We start from the raw sequence: 13,617 nt of genomic DNA, 5'->3' as shown, positions 1-13,617 counted from the left end.
CGTCCTGGGCCTGTCGGTGGCGGTGTTCCGTCGTGGAGCGGTCGGGTCGTCCTGGGCCTGTCGGTGGCGGTGTTCCGCCGTGCAGCGGCCGTGCCGCCCCGGGCCCGTCAGCGGCGGCGTACCGCCACGAAACGGACCGGGGTGCCGGGGACCGCCTGGGCTGCCGGCGCGAGGTCGGTGGGACGGACGACCGCGATCACCGGGTAGCCGCCCGTGGTCGGGTGGTCGGCCAGGAAGACGACCGGGCGGCCGTCCGGGGGCACCTGGACCGCGCCCAGCACCATGCCCTCGCTGGGCAGCTCACCCGTGAGGGCCCGCGCCAGGGCGGGGCCCTCCGTGCGCAGCCCGATGCGGTTGCTCGCCGCGGACACCCGGTAGGGACGGGACGTGAACGCGCGCAGCGCCTCCGGCGTGAACCAGTCGTCGCGGGGCCCGAAGGTGACCCGCAGGACCAGCTCGGAGGGCGGCGCGGGCTGCGGAGCGGCGTCCACGCGCGCGTGCGGCTCGCCCGGCGCGCCGAGCGGCAGCACGGCGCCGTCGGTGAGCGGCGCCGGGCCCAGCCCCGACAGCAGGTCCGTGGAGCGGCTGCCGAGCACCGGTTCGACGGCCACGCCCCCGGAGACGGCGACGTAGCTCCGCAGGCCGGCCCGCGCCGCGCCCACGTCCAGGAGCGCCCCGGCGGGCACCCGTACGGGGGCGCCCCAGGCGGCGGGCCGGCCGTCCACGGTCACCGCGCAGGGGGCACCACCGACCGCCACGGTGACGGCCGAGCGCGGCCGGACAGCGCAGCCGGTGAGGGTCGTCTCCAGGACGGCCGCCTCCGGCGGATTGCCGACCAGCCGGTTGACCAGGGCTGCCGCGGGGGCGTCCAGCGCCCCGGAGCGCGGCACGCCGAGGTGGGCGTGGCCTGGGCGCCCGAGGTCCTGGACGGTGGTCAGCGCTCCGGCCCGTACGACGGCGAGTGCGCGGTCCGTCATGTCGCCACCGCCCCCGCCCTCGCCCCCGCACCCGTCCCCGCCGGGACGAAACGCACCCGCGTGCCCGGTGCGAGCAGCGCGGCCGGTACGCGCGCGTGGTCCCACAGCACCGCCTCCGTGCTGCCGATGAGCTGCCAGCCGCCGGGCGACGACCTCGGGTAGACGCCGGTGTACGGGCCCGCCAGCGCCACCGCCCCGGCCGGCACCGCGGTGCGCGGCGTGGCCCGGCGCGGGACGTCGTAGCGCGGCGGCAGTCCGGTGAGGTAGCCGAAGCCGGGGGCGAACCCGCAGAAGGCGACCCGGAACTCGGTCCCGGCGTGGATGCGGGCCACCTCCTGTGCGGACACGCCCCAGTGGGCGGCGACGTCGGCCAGGTCGGGGCCGTCGTAGCGCACCGGGATGTCGACGACCGCCCCGGGGCGCGGCGGCGCGGGCGGTACGTCGGCGGCGGCGAGCTCGGCGGCCAGCCGGCCGGGGTCGGTCAGCCCGTCGAGAAGGACGGTCCGCGCGGCGGGCACGATCTCCCGCACCGCCAGCGAGCCCTCCGCGCGGCGGCGCAGCAGCTCCGCGTGGAGGGCCTGCGCCTCCTCACCGGAGGCCACCTCGACGAGCAGCGCGGTGGCCCCGACGGGCAGCACCCTCATGCGAAGGCCTCCACCCGTACGCCCGCCGACTCCAGCCGCCGCCGGACCCGCCGGGCCAGTTCCACCGCGCCGGGCGTGTCCCCGTGCAGGCACAGGGACCGCGCGCGGACCTCGATCGGAACGCCGGAGCGGGCGGTCACGGTCCCGGACCGGGCGAGGCCCACAGACCGCTCCACGACGGCCTCCGGGTCGGTGATCACGGCACCTTCCTGCCCGCGCGGCACCAGCGTGCCCTCCTCGGTGTACGCGCGGTCGGCGAACGCCTCCGTGACGGCCGGGAGGCCCGCCTTGGCGGCCAGCTCCAGCAGCCGCGAGCCGGGCAGTCCCAGCACGGGCAGCGCGGCGTCCGCGAGGAGCACCCCCTCGACGACGGCGCCGGCCTGCTGCTCGTCGTGCACCACGCGGTTGTACAGCGCGCCGTGCGGTTTGACGTAGGCCACGCGGGCGCCCGCCGCCCGCGCGAAGACCTCCAGGGCGCCGATCTGGTAGGCCACCTCGGCCGCCAGCTCGGCGGGCGGCACGTCCATCGCGCGGCGCCCGAACCCGGCGAGGTCCCGGTAGGAGACCTGGGCGCCGATCGTCACCCCGCGCCCGGCCGCCAGCTCGCACACCCGGCGCATGGTGGCCGCGTCACCCGCGTGGAAGCCGCAGGCCACGTTGGCGCTGGTGACGACGGACAGCAGCTGTTCGTCGTCGGTCAGCCGCCAGCGGCCGAAGCCCTCGCCGAGGTCGGCGTTCAGATCGATCGCGGTCATGGTCCCCTCTTGCTTGGTCAGGCTCGGTCGGGCTCGGATCAGCCCACGCGGTACTGCTCGTCGCGGGCGTCGGTGAGGAACATCCGGCCCGGTGCGTGGGTGATCGCGAACGGCGGGCGCGAGGCCGTCACCGCCGCCTGCGGGGTCACACCGCAGGCCCAGAACACCGGGATGTCGTCCGGCTCGGCCGTCACCGGTTCGCCGAAGTCGGGTCGGCCGAGGTCGTCGATGCCGAGTGCCGACGGGTCGCCGCAGTGTACGGGGCCGCCGTGCACGGCCGGGAGCAGACTGGTCTCCCGGATCGCCGCCGCCAGGTGCTCCGGCGGTACCGGCCGCATGGACACCACCATGGGGCCGTGCAGCCGGCCGGCGGGCCGGCAGGGGCGGCTGGTGACGTACATCGGGACGTTGCGGCCCTGCTCGACATGGCGGACCGGGACACCCGCCCGGGTCAGCGCCCACTCGAAGGTGAAGCTGCACCCGATCAGGAACGACACCAGGTCGTCCCGCCAGTGGCCGAGGACGTCCGTCGGCTCGTCGACCAGCTCGCCGTCCCGCCACACCCGGTAGCGCGGCAGATCGGTGCGCAGGTCCGCGCCGTCGGCGAGCACCGTCGTCCAGGAGCCCGCGTCGGTGACGTCGAGCACCGGGCACGGCTTGGGGTTGCGCTGGCAGAACAGCAGCATGTCGTACGCCCAGTCCGCGGGCACCGAGATCAGGTTCACCTGGGTGTGGCCCGCCGCCACCCCGGCGGTGGGGCCGGCCAGCCCCGCGCGGATGCGGGCGCGGGCCTCACGGGGGGTCCACGCGTGCGCGCGGGCGTCGACCAGGGTCAGGGGGCGGTCCCCGGTGGCGGTGACGGCGGGGGAGTGGTGCCGCGGGCGGGTCACGTCAGCTCCTTTCCACGGGTCTCCGGCAGACCGAGCAGCGCCAGCGCGGCGATGCCGTAGCCGACCGCGCCGAAGACCAGCGCGCCGCCCACGCCCCAGCTGTCGGCGAGGAAGCCGACCGTCGTGGGGAAGACGGCGCCCACCGCGCGGCCGGTGTTGTACGTGAAGCCCTGGCCGGTGCCGCGCACCGCCGTCGGGTACAGCTCGCTCAGGAAGGAGCCGAAGCCGCTGAAGATCGCCGACATGCAGAACCCGAGCGGGAATCCGAGCACGAGCAGCAGGGAGTCGGCGCCGCTCGGGATGTTCGCGTACGCCAGGATGCAGACCGCCGACAGCAGCGCGAACAGCCAGATGTTGCGCCGTCGGCCCAGCCGGTCGGTGAGGTGACCGCCCGTCAGATAGCCGATGAAGGCACCGGAGATCAGGAAGGCCAGGTAGCCGCCGGTGCCGACGACCGAGAGGTCGCGTTCCGTCTTCAGGTAGGTCGGCACCCAGGTGGCGAGGGTGTAGTAGCCGCCCTGGACGCCGGTGGACAGCAGCACGGCGAAGAGCGTGGTGCGCAGCAGTCCGGGTTTGAAGATGGCCGTGAACGACCCCTTCACGGGGTTGTGTTCGCGTACGGCGACGGCCTGGGGCGCGTCGTGCACCCGGCGGCGCATCCACACGACCAGCAGCGCGGGCAGCGCGCCGGTCCAGAACATCACCCGCCAGGCCAGGTCGTCGTCGAGGACCGAGAAGACCAGCGTGTACACGATCGCCGCGAGCGCCCAGCCCACGGCCCAGGAGCTCTGGACGGCGCCGAGGGTGCGGCCGCGGTGCCTGGCGCTGGAGTACTCGGCGACCAGGATGGCGCCGACCGCCCACTCGCCGCCGAACCCGAGGCCCTGCAGCGCCCGGAAGACCAGCAGCGTCTCGTAGGTGGGGGCGAAGCCGCAGGCCACGGTGAACACGGCGTACGTGATCACGGTGATCATCAGCGCCTTGACCCGGCCGACGCGGTCCGCGAGCACCCCGGCGAGCGCGCCGCCGATCGCGGACACGACGAGGGTGACGGTGGTGAACAGGCCGGTCTGGCCGCTGTCCAGGCCGAAGTACGCCGACAGCGCGACCATGCTGAGCGGCAGCGTGAAGTAGTCGTACGAGTCCAGGGCATAGCCGCCGAACGCGCCGGCGAAGGCGCGTCGGCCGCGCGGCCCCAGCGCGCGCAGCCAGCCCAACGGGCCTGTGTCGTCGGTGTGTTGATCCGCTTCGCCGCGTGTGTCGCCGGTCAGGGCCTTCGGTGGAGGAGTCGTGCTCATGGGCACCTCGCAAGGGGAGGACGGAGGGTGCTTCAGAAGTGAGCCAACGCACAGCAACGTAGAGGATCGTTCAACGATCCTTCAATACCCCTGTTGTTTCGTCCTGTTGGCTGCGCTTGAATTCCGGGCATGGCAGAGCAGCTGACGGATCTCGCCGACGACCGCGCGCTCCTCGGGCGCACCAGCACCGCCGAGCGGGTCTCGGACATCCTCAGGAGCCGTATCGCCGACGGGTACTTCCCGCCCGGCACGCGGCTGTCCGAGGACAGCATCGGCGGGGCGCTCGGCGTCTCCCGCAACACGCTGCGCGAGGCGTTCCGCCTGCTCACGCACGAACGGCTGCTCGTCCACGAACTGAACCGGGGGGTCTTCGTCCGGGTGCTGACCGTGGAGGACGTCGAGGACATCTACCGCACCCGCCGGCTCGTCGAGTGCGCCGTCGTCCGGGGGCTGGGCGCCCCGCCGTACGACGTCGGCGCGCTCGCCGCGGCCGTCGAGGCGGGCCGGCGGGCGGCGCGCGAAGGTGACTGGAAAGCGGTGGGTACGGCCAACATCCACTTCCACCGGGAGCTGGTCGCCCTCGCCGGCAGCGAGCGCACCGACGAGCTGATGCGCAGCGTCTTCGCCGAACTGCGCCTGGCCTTCCACGTCGTGGACGAACCACGGCGCCTGCACGAGCCGTACATCGCGCGCAACGCCGTGATTCTCGAGGCGTTGCGGGAAGGCGACCGCGTCAAGGCCGAGCGGCTGCTCGCGGGCTATCTCGACGACTCGCTGGAACGGGTGGTGGAGGTGTACCGGAGGCGGGTCGGGGAAGAGGGCCAGGGCTAGGCCCTGTCGTTTGGATCATCCCGGCGTCGCAGGATCTGGCACGCACATCTGCCGCGTTGTCGTCAGTCGCCGACGCGCCGCCTCCTCCGCCTTGCAGCTGCACGCACCAGACCCCGCTCGACCCGGCCAGGACGCACCGTCCCTCGCAGCTGGGCTGATCCAAACGACAGAGCCTAGCCGTCCGGATCATCCGGGACCGGGTCGTCCGGGCGTCGAAGGTGAGCGGCGGGCCCGTCCCGCCGCCGCACGCGGGGTTGCCGGATCCGCCGGCCGGCTCACGGCTCGGGGTCCGCCAGCAGCGGTCCGAGCGGACCCAGGTCGAGGTTGAGGTCGCTGCGGCTCAGCCCGTGCTGCTCACACAGCTCGTCCATCCGCCGGTCGAGCAGCATCAGGGCCGTCCCGAGCCGCTCCTCCTGCTCCTCACTCAGCGTGCCCTCGTCGAACCGGCGCACCGCCTGGCGTTCCATGAGCTGCCGCAACAGCTCGACCACCGTCAGGACCAGGGCCGCCAGGTCGTTCGCCACCCGCTCCGGGTCCAGGTCGACGTTCCCGGCCCGCCGCGCGCTCACAGCGGCCCGCTGTCCGGCCAGGGAGCGGGCACCCGCTCGTTGACCGACGACAGCAGGGCGTGCAGCGAGATCCGCACCAGCGGCACGTCGGCGATGGCGAGGACCAGGTCCCCGCTGACCACGACCCCGGTCGCCAGCACCCGGTCCAGCAGGTCGACCAGCGGCACGCCGACCGGCGCGTAGGGCTCCGGCTCGTCCCACGGGACGAACGGCCGCCCCGGTTCCCGGGTGTCGGGCACGGTCATGCGCCGACCTCCCGCTGTTGCTCCGGGTCCCGTTCCGCGCATTGCCGCTGCTCGTCCAGGCGCGCGAAGGAGTACGGGACCCACGGCCCCGACGCCACGACCTCGACGCCCCGGAGCCGACCCGCGGCGGTCAGCCGCTCCAGCGCCCCGGTGAAGGCCGCCCGGTCGGCGTCGTCGACGAGGTAGGCCCCGTTCAGTAGTTGCGGGGCGTCCTTTCCGGTCAGCTCGCTGCTCTGCGGCCGGTGCCGGGTCGCGGCGACGGCGTGCCGCCTCAGCTCCCGGTCCACCGCCCGGGCCTCGGCCAGGGCTTGCTCGTGCTCCTCCTGCCGGGTGCGGCGCCGCGCGCTGACCCGGCGCAGGTAGGCGCGTCCCGCGACACCTCGGTCGGTCCCGGTGCCGTCGTTCTCGGTGCCGTTGTTCCTTATGCCTGCGTCGCCGTTGTGCCTTATGCCTGCGTCGGAGGGCGGCGAGGTGGTGGCGGCCGTGGCGGCATGGACCTTCACCGCCCACTCCGTACGGCCTCGCAACCGGTCGAGCAGCGCGGCCAGCTCCGCCTCCCGCTCCACGACCGCTCGTACGGCGGTGTCGTCGGTGAGGTACAGCGTCGCGAGCGGAAGCGGTACGGCAGGACCCCACCGCGCGGCCGTCTCCACGGCCCGGTGGTGCGCGCGGGCGACGCGCTCCAGCTCGTCCGGACGTTCCAGCCGCTGGGCGAGCGCCGCCTCGCCGAACCCGGCCGCCGGTACGTCCTGGACGAGCAGGAAGAGGTCCCCGGCCGGCAGGACGCGCAGCGGTCCGCCCCCGTCGTGACCGGGGTGGGCGTGCGGCTCCGCGCCGGCCGGGCGGGCGGACAGCACGGCGAAGGCGCACACGAGGGTGGCGTCGGCGTTCATCGGACCTCCTCCGGCTCCTCGTCCAGAGCCTCCCGTACGGCCTCCTCCAGCGCCGCGAGACGCTCCCGCAGCAGGGCGTTCTCCTGCGCGAGCGCGTCCCTCGCGGCCCGGGAGGACAGCGCCGGGTCCGTCTCCCACCAGTCGATGCCCGCCTTCCGCGCGGTGTCGACCGAGGCGATGAACAGGCGCAGCCGGATGGTCAGCAGCTCGATGTCGAGCAGATCGATCTTGATGTCGCCCGCGATGACGATGCCTTTGTCGAGGACTCGTTCGAGAAGGTCGGCGAGGTTGCCGGTGACGGGTGCGTACTGCTGCGTCTCCGCGCCCGGCGGCCAGGTGCTCACGTCGGTCACTGCGCGCTCCCCGGGTGGTCAGCGACGCGTACGGCGGGCTCTGTCGCCCTCGCCCTCTTCGCCCTCGTCGTATTCGTCCTCTTCGTCGTAGTCGCCGTCCTCGTCCTCGTCGTCGTACTCGTCCTCATCGGCGTCTTCTTCCTCGTCTTCTTCCCCGGCCTCCTCGTCCTCCCTGTCCTCCTCGGCGTCCGCCTCGTACTCGTCGCCTTCTTCGTCGCCTTCCTCGTCGGCCCGCACGTCCTCGGGCGTGCGGACCACTTCGCCGTCGCGGATCTCGCCGCGCCAGCCCTCCACCTCCTCGTCGGCGTGCAGCGTGACGTGCCGTGCGAAGTGCTTCAGGTCGAGGCGCAGCCGGCGCCCCTGGGCGCGCCAGAGATTGCCGGTCTTCTCGAAGAGGCCCGCCGGGTCGTACTCGACGACCACGACGATCCTGGTCAGGCGGGGCGCCAGCTCGTGGAAGGTGACGACGCCGCGGGTGGTGCCCTTGGCGCCCTCGGACGTCCACACGATCCGCTCGTCGGGCACCTGCTCCTGGACGGTCGCCCGCCAACTGCGCTTGGAGGGACCGACCTTGGCGTGCCAGGTGGACTCGACGTCGTCGGACTTGCTGACGCTGCGCACGCCCTTGGTGAAACCGCTGAAGTCCTCGAAGGCGGTCCACTGGTCGTAGGCGGTGCGCAGAGGCACGCCGACGTCCACGGCCTCCATGATGTGGGTGGCCTTGACGCCTCCGCTGCCGCTCCGGCCGCCCGCGCCGCCCTCCGTCAGCCGGGTGGCCAGCTTGCCGACCCCGTGCACCGCCTTCTTCATGAGGCTGCCGCCCAGGGCGGAGACGTAACCGCTCAGCGCGTCCTTGAGGTCGTCCAGCGGAAGGGCCGTGTGCCCGCTCGCCCGGTCGCCCCGTTCCCGCGTCGTCGCCATCCGGGGTCACCGTCCTCGCCGCGAACGGGTGGCGCCGCCGCCCGAAGGAGCCCTCTTGGCCGCGGTCTTCTTGGCGGCGGCCTTCTTCGCCGGGGGCTTCGGGGCCGACTCGCGGGCCGGGGCCGTCCGGGCGGGCGGCTTCAGATCACGGGCCTCGTCGTCGTACGCCTCGTCGTACTCGTCGTCGTCCGCGTACTCGTCCTCCGGGTAGTCCTCGTAGTCGTCCTCCCCGTAGTCGTCGTCCCGGCGCCCGCCCCGTGCGCCGACGGAGCCCGGCGCGCCGTTGAGGGCGTCGGTGCGGTCCCGGAGGGCGTCGGCGAGGCCCGTGAGCCGGCGGTTGGCCGCGCCGGAGACCGCCGTGCGGCCCGCCTGCATCAGCTCGCCGCGCACCTGGTCCGACAACTCCTGGAACTGCGGGGCCTCCTGGAGCCTCGCCAGGCCCTGGGAGACCAGCTGGGCGGGGGAGACACCGAGGCGCCGTCCCGCGAGGTAGGAGCCGACGACCAGGGCCAGCTTCCCCTTCTTCGTCCGTCCCAGGAGGTAGCCGCCTGCCACGGCCGCTGCCATGGCCACCTTCATCTCGTTCATGGTTGCCTTCTCTGTCGGCGTTCGGGCTTCGTCCTCTGCGGGCGTTCGGGCTTAGTCCTCTGTGGGGGCTCGGGCTTCGTCCGAGCGCGGCCGGGGGTGTCCGGGAGGCCGTCCAGCAGGGTGAGCAGCCGCTCCTCCTCGCGCTCGAAGGCGGCCTCGTCGATGACGCCCTTGTCCAGGGCCTCGTTGAGCGCGGCGAGGCGGGCCCGCACGCGCCGCGGATCGTGGGCCTGACGCCGGGACTCGGCCAGCAGGTGGTCGGCGACCCACAGGGTGCCCCGCACCGGCGCCAGGGGCAGCAGCAGGAGACCGCTCACCAGTCCCATCGCGTCACCGCCCCGCCGGGGTGGGCCGCGGGTCGACGAAGCTGTAGCACGGCAGGGGCCCGGTGACGCTGAGCGCCAGCCGGTCGCCGTAGGCGCGGGCCTGGTCCGCGACGGCGTCCCGGAACCGCCGCTCGTCCGCGGCGCGCAGCAGGAACGACGTGCTCAGCACCTGGTCGTCGTCGACCTGGCCCGCCGCCGTGCGCCGGGCCAGGGGGGCCAGCCGGGCGAGGACCTGCCGCGCGGCGCGCCGCGCCTCGCCGCGCACACCGCGGGCGAGCGCCTCGCCCAGCCGTACGTTCGTCTGGTAGTCGGGGCTACGGCGGGCGCGGGCGGCCAGGGCGCCCAGGTGCTCGTCGCGGCGTACGAGCTGGGCGAAGTAGCCGGGGACGACCGTGCCCTTGAGGTTCATCTCCACGCAGCCCCGGACGCCGTCCAGCTGGCGGAGCAGGGTCCGCCGGTCCCGGCGCAGCTGGGCGCGCAGGGCGTCGGAGCCGGGGCTGACCACCGCGAACCGCATGGGCAGGAGCGGTCCCTGGCCGGCGAGTTCCGCCAGCACCGCCTGATGGGCCGCCAGGTCACGGCGCCGGGGACGCAGCCGCTCCGGCGGCGTGGAGACCACCGCGCACAGCCCGGACTCGGTCAGCAGCCGGACCGGCGCGCCGGCCACGCCCGCGGTGCGCGGCGCGGCCACGCCGGCGGGGGTGATGCCGTAGACGTACAGGGTGCCGAGCGTGGTGACGGCAGTGCTCACCGTCATTCCTCCTCTTCCTCCTCCGCGCGTCGGCGGGGGCGGGGACGGGGGCGGGCCGGGCGGTCGCGCTCACCGCGTGCGGGGCGTTCCGCGGGCGGCCTGCGGCGCGGACGGTCGGGCCGACGCTCCGGCCGCCGCCCCTGGCCGCCGCGACGGCCCACGGGCTCCCGCTCCGGCACCTCGTCCTCGTGCGCGTCCCCGTAGTCCCCGTAGTCGCCGTACTCGCCGTACCCGCGTTCGTATTCGTCCTCGTCCTCGGCCCGGCCCTCGGGGGGAGTGAGCAGGCCGCGCACCTTGTCGCTCAGCGTCCGCCCGGCCCGCTTCGCGCCCGCCTTGCCGAGCGACTTGGCCATCGGCGCGCCGAACAGCTCCGGCACGGTCTTGCTGCGCGCGTCGTGCTCCAGGTCGAGGCGGTTGCACGCCTCCGCGAACCGCAGGTAGGTGTCGACGCTGGCGACCACGATCCGGGCGTCGACCTTCAGGATCTCGATGCCGACGAGGGAGACGCGGACGAAGACGTCGATCACCATCCCGCGGTCGAGTATGAGATCCAGGACGTCGTAGAGGTTTCCGGCGCGGGGGGCGCAGACGACCTCTTCTTCGTACGTGATCATGTGCTGTCCTTCCGGGCGGGCCGCGAGGGGCCGGTCACTGGTCCTGGGCGCCGCGCCGGTAGCGCGCGATCCGGCGGTACTGCGTCAACTCGCCCGTCGAGTCCAGTTCCACCTCGTAGACGGCGAGCAGACTGGTCGTGTCGGGGATGCGCGCCAGCTCCAGGACGTCGATGTTGACGATCCAGCCGTCGTCGTCGGTGCGCCGCACCGCGGAAACGCCCTCCAGGCGGTGCCGGATGAGAGCGCTCAAGCCCTCGGCGGCCCGCTCGGCGGCGCCGCCGGCGCCCCGCGGCGCGTGCCCGCGCTCCGGGGCGGTGGCCGTGCGGCGCCGTCGCTCGCCAGGTTCCGTCATGCTGCCCACTCTCGCCGGTGCGCCCAGCGAGCGCGTGCGGAGTTGGACCATCCGGGCCACGGGCGGGGAGCCCGGCGGAGAACGGCCGGTTTGACAGCGCGGCGGTGGGCCCCCTCTGCGTCGTTTGGGTCGTTGTCAGACCGAGGACCTAGTCTGTGCACCGTGACTTCGCCTGCATCGACGGACAGCGTTCCGCCCCAGCTCAGCGCGGGGCCGCGCCCCGCACCGGGCCCGGCCGCCGACGAGGGACTGGCGCGGCGGCTGCGCGCGCTCGCCTGCACCGCGCCGCTGCACGACCTCGACGCGCGCAAGGCGAACCTCGCGGGTGAGTACACGGTGTACGGCATGGCGGAGATCGCCCTCGCCGCGATCGACCTCGTCACCCTCAACATGGACTTCGACACCGGCGCCGACCACGACCAGGTCGTCGCCCGGCTCGTCCCCCGCGTCGCCGCGCAGGCCCCGGGACGGCCCGCCGCCGAGCACGAGCGGGTGGCCCGCTGGGTCCTGGAGAACCTGATCAACGTCGGCAGCGTCGACCGCGGCTTCCGCGCGGTGTACGGCACCTTCGCCCCCGACGGCACGTACGTCCGCCGCGACTACGACTTCAAGCTGATCGAGGAGGTCCCCGGCCCCGGCGGCAGCGTCTACCTGCGGACCACGGACGAGGCGGTCAACGTCCTCGTCGGCGCCCTCGACACCGATGTCACCAGCGCGCAGATCGCCGCCGAGGTCAAACTGGAGGTGCTGATCAGCCGCGGCCGTCTCGCCGACGCCCAGCTCGCCGCCGAACAGGCCCGGTACCGCACCGTGCAGTACTCGGAGACCCTGCGCAAGGCGCTGGACGCCACCCGGCGCAACGTCCGCGCGGTGGACTGGCTCACCGCCGTCCCCGACATGATCGCCGAGGCCCTGGACCACGTGGCCGACCGCTACCGCCACGAGAACGCGATCCTCACCAACATCCGCAAGGCCCGCGACGAGTCCGAGGACCCCGAGCACAAGCGGCGCGCCGCCGAGCTCGTCGACATCGTCAAGGACTGCATCCGCCGCCACACCCAGCTCCAGTCCCGCCTGCTGGAGGCCGGCCCGCTGTTCCGCGCCGAGCAGGACCGGCAGGCCTTCGCGACCCCCGCCGCCACCTCGGGGACGGACCTGTACGGCCACCTCCTCGCCCCGATCCTGCCGCTGCCCTTGGAACAGGCGATCCGCGTCACCGACGCGTACTTCGCCAAGGGCACCGGCCTGCGCACCCCGGTGTCCGTCCGGGTCGGGGACCTGGTCGACATCCTGCTGACCCCGCCCGTCGAGCGGGAGCACCTGGGCGCCGAGATGCCCGAGCCCGACCTCATCGCCACCCCGGACGACAGCCGGTTCAGCGAGGAACAGCTGGCCGCCGCGATGGAACTGCTGGACCTCCCGGCCGACGCGCCGCGCAGGCTGTCGGGCCTGCTGGCCCAGGCCCGGCGGCAGGACCCCGACCTGCCGTACCTGGTCGCCCTGCTGGCCGTCCACGCGGCCAGCCCGCCCGTCGGCACCGCCTACCGGCAGGGCGAGGAGAAACTCCTGTTCGCCGTGGACGACGGCACCGAACTCGACGATCCCGAGTTCGGCGGCGCCGACCTCATCGTCGGCACGGCCCTGCTGGACGCGGCCGGCATGGCGGCGGACAGGACGGAAGCAGCATGAGTGAGCACCAGCGCAACAAGGAGCACCGACCGTGACCGAGCACGTCGAGTGGAGTGAGCCGGAGGCACCTGCCCCCGCGGCGCAGGCCCCCGTCACCCCCGCCGACGCCGCCGACGCGGCGCGGCTCGTCGCCTTCGGGCTCCAGCCCAAGCTGCTGCCCGCCCGCGACCAGGAGTACGCCGACCTGCTGCGCCGCTACCGGGAGGACCCGCCGTTCGCCCGCCTCGCGGACGCCGTCGCCGCCGGCCTCGGCCTGGTCGTCCTGGAGGTGTCCCCGCGCGCCGGCATGGCGGTCACCGCCGCCGAGGACTCGGTGTTCGCCGTGCGCATGAGCGACTACGCGCGTCGCACCGCCGCCGACTCCGGCGACCGGTTCCTGCACGGACTGGCCCACCTCGCCGTTGCCGCGATGGCGTTCCCGCGCCCCGAGGACCTGGCCGACGACGGCTACATCGGCCGCGTCACCGTCAACGGCGTCGACGCCTTCGTCCGGCAGGCCTGCCGCCGCCTGGAGGAACGCGCCGCCGAACAGGGCGAGAACACCGACCCCGCGACCGACGCGCCCGGACTGGAGGCCGCCTGGCGGATCTGGGCCAGACGCAGCGCCACCGGCGCGACGAAGGACGCCCGCCGGCCGGCCGCCTCCACCACCGGCATCGTCGCCAAGGCCGTCACCTTCCTCACCGACTCCGGCTTCCTCCAGCGCACCGGCGACGAGAGCGGCGGCACCTACCGCACCACCGCCCGCTACCAGCTCCAGGTCCGCGACATGGCGGGCAGCGCCGCGATGGCCGAACTGCTGGAACTGGGCGTCGTCCCGGTCACCGACGGCACACCGACCCTGCTGCCCGCGGACGAGACCGACGACCTCGAGCTGGTGGCCGACGCGGGACTGCCGTTCCACTCCGGCTGACCCCCCGC

The 13,617-nt window shown here is 74.2% G+C and carries 18 protein-coding genes; 3 read left to right on the top strand and 15 right to left on the bottom strand.

What is annotated here, in order from left to right:
• Positions 1 to 107: 107 nt before the first annotated feature.
• From AMK31_RS19445 to AMK31_RS19425, 5 genes are read right to left on the bottom strand one after another with little or no spacing between them, the layout of a single operon-like run.
• Positions 108 to 977, bottom strand: coding sequence for a biotin-dependent carboxyltransferase family protein (locus AMK31_RS19445; protein WP_073941850.1), 870 nt, complete (start codon positions 975 to 977; stop codon positions 108 to 110).
• On the bottom strand, positions 974 to 1,621 hold the full coding sequence (locus AMK31_RS19440) for a 5-oxoprolinase subunit B family protein (protein WP_073941849.1): 648 nt from the start codon (positions 1,619 to 1,621) through the stop codon (positions 974 to 976). Before AMK31_RS19440 ends, AMK31_RS19445 begins: the two co-directional genes overlap by 4 nt.
• Positions 1,618 to 2,376: a LamB/YcsF family protein gene (locus AMK31_RS19435; protein WP_073941848.1), complete on the bottom strand. Its 759-nt coding sequence runs from the start codon at positions 2,374 to 2,376 to the stop codon at positions 1,618 to 1,620. The genes AMK31_RS19440 and AMK31_RS19435 overlap by 4 nt, the downstream gene beginning before the upstream one ends.
• A 38-nt stretch (positions 2,377 to 2,414) precedes the next feature.
• Positions 2,415 to 3,266 (bottom strand): putative hydro-lyase, encoded by an 852-nt coding sequence (locus AMK31_RS19430; RefSeq protein WP_073941847.1) that lies wholly within the window; start codon positions 3,264 to 3,266, stop codon positions 2,415 to 2,417.
• A complete protein-coding gene (locus tag AMK31_RS19425) occupies positions 3,263 to 4,564 on the bottom strand; it encodes an MFS transporter (protein WP_073941846.1) in 1,302 nt (433 codons plus the stop codon). The genes AMK31_RS19430 and AMK31_RS19425 overlap by 4 nt, the downstream gene beginning before the upstream one ends.
• 129 nt (positions 4,565 to 4,693) lie before the next feature.
• On the opposite strand from AMK31_RS19425, the gene AMK31_RS19420 reads away from it, so the two are divergent.
• Complete coding sequence (locus AMK31_RS19420; RefSeq protein WP_073941845.1) at positions 4,694 to 5,395, top strand: GntR family transcriptional regulator; 702 nt, start codon at positions 4,694 to 4,696, stop codon at positions 5,393 to 5,395.
• A gap of 275 nt (positions 5,396 to 5,670) precedes the next feature.
• On the opposite strand, the gene AMK31_RS19410 is transcribed toward AMK31_RS19420, so the two are convergent.
• The 10 genes from AMK31_RS19410 to AMK31_RS19365 are packed head-to-tail and all read right to left on the bottom strand — an operon-like array spanning position 5,671 to position 11,007.
• The gene (locus tag AMK31_RS19410) at positions 5,671 to 5,964 is read right to left on the bottom strand and encodes a gas vesicle protein K (RefSeq protein WP_073941843.1); all 294 of its coding nucleotides are present in this window, start codon (positions 5,962 to 5,964) and stop codon (positions 5,671 to 5,673) included.
• Positions 5,961 to 6,209 (bottom strand): gas vesicle protein, encoded by a 249-nt coding sequence (locus tag AMK31_RS19405; protein ID WP_073941842.1) that lies wholly within the window; start codon positions 6,207 to 6,209, stop codon positions 5,961 to 5,963. Before AMK31_RS19405 ends, AMK31_RS19410 begins: the two co-directional genes overlap by 4 nt.
• Positions 6,206 to 7,102: a GvpL/GvpF family gas vesicle protein gene (locus AMK31_RS19400; protein WP_079186879.1), complete on the bottom strand. Its 897-nt coding sequence runs from the start codon at positions 7,100 to 7,102 to the stop codon at positions 6,206 to 6,208. Before AMK31_RS19400 ends, AMK31_RS19405 begins: the two co-directional genes overlap by 4 nt.
• A complete protein-coding gene (locus AMK31_RS19395) occupies positions 7,099 to 7,455 on the bottom strand; it encodes a gas vesicle protein (protein WP_073941841.1) in 357 nt (118 codons plus the stop codon). The genes AMK31_RS19400 and AMK31_RS19395 overlap by 4 nt, the downstream gene beginning before the upstream one ends.
• An 18-nt stretch (positions 7,456 to 7,473) precedes the next feature.
• The gene (locus tag AMK31_RS19390; protein WP_073941840.1) at positions 7,474 to 8,376 is read right to left on the bottom strand and encodes an SRPBCC family protein; all 903 of its coding nucleotides are present in this window, start codon (positions 8,374 to 8,376) and stop codon (positions 7,474 to 7,476) included.
• Between the two features lie 6 nt (positions 8,377 to 8,382).
• A complete protein-coding gene (locus tag AMK31_RS40705) occupies positions 8,383 to 8,964 on the bottom strand; it encodes a hypothetical protein (RefSeq protein WP_073941839.1) in 582 nt (193 codons plus the stop codon).
• Complete coding sequence (locus tag AMK31_RS19380) at positions 8,961 to 9,290, bottom strand: gas vesicle protein GvpG (protein ID WP_079186878.1); 330 nt, start codon at positions 9,288 to 9,290, stop codon at positions 8,961 to 8,963. The genes AMK31_RS40705 and AMK31_RS19380 overlap by 4 nt, the downstream gene beginning before the upstream one ends.
• Before the next feature lie 4 nt (positions 9,291 to 9,294).
• Entirely contained in the window at positions 9,295 to 10,047 is a 753-nt protein-coding gene (locus tag AMK31_RS19375; RefSeq protein WP_073941838.1) for a GvpL/GvpF family gas vesicle protein, read from the bottom strand.
• Positions 10,044 to 10,655, bottom strand: a complete 612-nt coding sequence (locus tag AMK31_RS19370; protein ID WP_073941837.1) for a gas vesicle structural protein GvpA — start codon at positions 10,653 to 10,655, stop codon at positions 10,044 to 10,046. The genes AMK31_RS19375 and AMK31_RS19370 overlap by 4 nt, the downstream gene beginning before the upstream one ends.
• A 34-nt stretch (positions 10,656 to 10,689) precedes the next feature.
• On the bottom strand, positions 10,690 to 11,007 hold the full coding sequence (locus tag AMK31_RS19365; protein WP_073941836.1) for a gas vesicle protein GvpO: 318 nt from the start codon (positions 11,005 to 11,007) through the stop codon (positions 10,690 to 10,692).
• Between the two features lie 162 nt (positions 11,008 to 11,169).
• On the opposite strand from AMK31_RS19365, the gene AMK31_RS19360 reads away from it, so the two are divergent.
• Positions 11,170 to 12,696 (top strand): hypothetical protein, encoded by a 1,527-nt coding sequence (locus AMK31_RS19360; RefSeq protein WP_073941835.1) that lies wholly within the window; start codon positions 11,170 to 11,172, stop codon positions 12,694 to 12,696.
• A 31-nt stretch (positions 12,697 to 12,727) separates the two neighbouring features.
• Complete coding sequence (locus AMK31_RS19355) at positions 12,728 to 13,609, top strand: hypothetical protein (protein ID WP_073941834.1); 882 nt, start codon at positions 12,728 to 12,730, stop codon at positions 13,607 to 13,609.
• Positions 13,610 to 13,617: the final 8 nt, after the last annotated feature.

Source organism: Streptomyces sp. TSRI0107 (assembly GCF_001905845.1).
Classification (GTDB): domain Bacteria; phylum Actinomycetota; class Actinomycetes; order Streptomycetales; family Streptomycetaceae; genus Streptomyces.
This window is presented reverse-complemented; position numbering and strand designations above follow the sequence as displayed.

What these genes read in the sequence shown, in the direction of transcription:
- AMK31_RS19445 (WP_073941850.1), bottom strand. Translation starts at nt 977, where the DNA reads ATGACGGACCGCGCACTCGCCGTCGTACGGGCCGGAGCGCTGACCACC.
- AMK31_RS19440 (WP_073941849.1), bottom strand. Translation starts at nt 1,621, where the DNA reads ATGAGGGTGCTGCCCGTCGGGGCCACCGCGCTGCTCGTCGAGGTGGCC.
- AMK31_RS19435 (WP_073941848.1), bottom strand. Translation starts at nt 2,376, where the DNA reads ATGACCGCGATCGATCTGAACGCCGACCTCGGCGAGGGCTTCGGCCGC.
- AMK31_RS19425 (WP_073941846.1), bottom strand. Translation starts at nt 4,564, where the DNA reads ATGAGCACGACTCCTCCACCGAAGGCCCTGACCGGCGACACACGCGGC.
- AMK31_RS19420 (WP_073941845.1), top strand. Translation starts at nt 4,694, where the DNA reads ATGGCAGAGCAGCTGACGGATCTCGCCGACGACCGCGCGCTCCTCGGG.
- AMK31_RS19405 (WP_073941842.1), bottom strand. Translation starts at nt 6,209, where the DNA reads ATGACCGTGCCCGACACCCGGGAACCGGGGCGGCCGTTCGTCCCGTGG.
- AMK31_RS19400 (WP_079186879.1), bottom strand. Translation starts at nt 7,102, where the DNA reads ATGAACGCCGACGCCACCCTCGTGTGCGCCTTCGCCGTGCTGTCCGCC.
- AMK31_RS19390 (WP_073941840.1), bottom strand. Translation starts at nt 8,376, where the DNA reads ATGGCGACGACGCGGGAACGGGGCGACCGGGCGAGCGGGCACACGGCC.
- AMK31_RS40705 (WP_073941839.1), bottom strand. Translation starts at nt 8,964, where the DNA reads ATGAACGAGATGAAGGTGGCCATGGCAGCGGCCGTGGCAGGCGGCTAC.
- AMK31_RS19380 (WP_079186878.1), bottom strand. Translation starts at nt 9,290, where the DNA reads ATGGGACTGGTGAGCGGTCTCCTGCTGCTGCCCCTGGCGCCGGTGCGG.
- AMK31_RS19375 (WP_073941838.1), bottom strand. Translation starts at nt 10,047, where the DNA reads ATGACGGTGAGCACTGCCGTCACCACGCTCGGCACCCTGTACGTCTAC.
- AMK31_RS19370 (WP_073941837.1), bottom strand. Translation starts at nt 10,655, where the DNA reads ATGATCACGTACGAAGAAGAGGTCGTCTGCGCCCCCCGCGCCGGAAAC.
- AMK31_RS19365 (WP_073941836.1), bottom strand. Translation starts at nt 11,007, where the DNA reads ATGACGGAACCTGGCGAGCGACGGCGCCGCACGGCCACCGCCCCGGAG.